Source organism: Grimontia marina (assembly GCF_900060185.1).
GTDB lineage: Bacteria > Pseudomonadota > Gammaproteobacteria > Enterobacterales > Vibrionaceae > Enterovibrio > Enterovibrio marinus.
In genome coordinates this window covers 1-1,962 of sequence record NZ_FIZY01000144.1, presented here as the reverse complement: position 1 = coordinate 1,962, position 1,962 = coordinate 1, and the positions used below count along the sequence as shown (strand labels likewise).

Annotated in this window: 1 protein-coding gene; it reads right to left on the bottom strand. The window is 55.7% G+C overall.

What is annotated here, in order from left to right; translation table 11 throughout:
* Positions 1-1,962 (bottom strand): beta strand repeat-containing protein (locus tag GMA8713_RS27835; protein WP_368730455.1); only part of this gene is annotated, 1,962 nt, incomplete at both ends.

Here is a 1,962-nt window from a genome sequence, read left to right as displayed (position 1 = left end):
TGTCGGTCTGGGTCGCCGATACCGTAATGGTATTGCCTTCGGCAACCACTTCGGTCCAGGTAATGGTGCCGTTGTTGTAGGTGAAGCCGGTGACAGCATCACCGTTCTCATCCACAACGATAGGGTCACCGTTGCTGTCGAGTGACAGGAATACCAGGGAGGTGGTGCCGCCATTGTTAATGGTCAGGTTGATTTGACCACCGGCAACCAGCTCATCGTGGTCAACGACTACCTGCAGCTGCACATTGTCATTGCCCAGCTCAGACGCGTTAATCACACCGTCGTCAGGGTTGTTGTCATCGACGATGGTCACCGTCGGTGCACCGGTGTTGGCGGTGGTATCGATTTCCGCCGTATCACTGCCAGCCGTAGAGACGTTACCGTCACTGTCGGTCTGGGTCGCCGATACCGTAATGGTATTGCCTTCGGCGACCACTTCGGTCCAGGTAATGGTGCCATTGTTGTAGCTAAAGCCGGATACGGCATTACCGTTGCCGTCAACCACCACAGGGTTACCGTTGTTGTCGAGTGACAGGAATACCAGGGAGGTGGTGCCGCCATTGTTAATGGTCAGGTTGATTTGACCACCGGCAACCAGCTCATCGTGGTCAACGACTACCTGCAGCTGCACATTGTCATTGCCCAGCTCAGACGCGTTAATCACACCGTCGTCAGGGTTGTTGTCATCGACGATGGTGACAGTCGGTGCCGTGGTGTTGGCGGTGGTATCAATTTCCGCCGTATCGCTGCCGGCATCGGAGACGTTACCGTCACTGTCGGTCTGGGTCGCCGATACCGTAATGGTATTGCCTTCGGCAACCACTTCGGTCCAGGTAATGGTGCCATTGTTGTAGCTAAAGCCGGATACGGCATTACCGTTGCCGTCAACCACCACAGGGTTACCGTTGTTGTCGAGTGACAGGAATACCAGGGAGGTGGTGCCGCCATTGTTAATGGTCAGGTTGATTTGACCACCGGCAACCAGCTCATCGTGGTCAACGACTACCTGCAGCTGCACATTGTCATTGCCCAGCTCAGACGCGTTAATCACACCGTCGTCAGGGTTGTTGTCATCGACGATGGTGACAGTCGGTGCCGTGGTGTTGGCGGTGGTATCAATTTCCGCCGTATCGCTGCCGGCATCGGAGACGTTACCGTCACTGTCGGTCTGGGTCGCCGATACCGTAATGGTATTGCCTTCGGCAACCACTTCGGTCCAGGTAATGGTGCCATTGTTGTAGCTAAAGCCGGATACGGCATTACCGTTGCCGTCAACCACCACAGGGTTACCGTTGTTGTCGAGTGACAGGAATACCAGGGAGGTGGTGCCGCCATTGTTAATGGTCAGGTTGATTTGACCACCGGCAACCAGCTCATCGTGGTCAACGACTACCTGCAGCTGCACATTGTCATTGCCCAGCTCAGACGCGTTGATGACGCCATCGTCAGGGTTGTTGTCATCGACGATGGTCACCGTCGGTGCACCGGTGTTGGCGATGGTATCGATTTCCGCCGTATCACTGCCAGCCGTAGAGACGTTACCGTCACTGTCGGTCTGGGTCGCCGATACCGTAATGGTATTGCCTTCGGCAACCACTTCGGTCCAGGTAATGGTGCCGTTGTTGTAGGTGAAGCCGGTGACAGCATCACCGTTCTCATCCACAACGATAGGGTCACCGTTGCTGTCGAGTGACAGGACGACCTGGGAGGTGGTGCCGCCATTGTTAATGGTCAGGTTGATTTGACCACCGGCAACCAGCTCATCGTGGTCAACGACTACCTGCAGCTGCACATTGTCATTGCCCAGCTCAGACGCGTTAATCACACCGTCGTCTGGGTTGTTGTCATCGACGATGGTCACCGTCGGTGCACCGGTGTTGGCGGTGGTATCGATTTCCGCCGTATCACTGCCAGCCGTAGAGACGTTACCGTCACTGTCGGTCTGGGTCGCCGATACCGTAA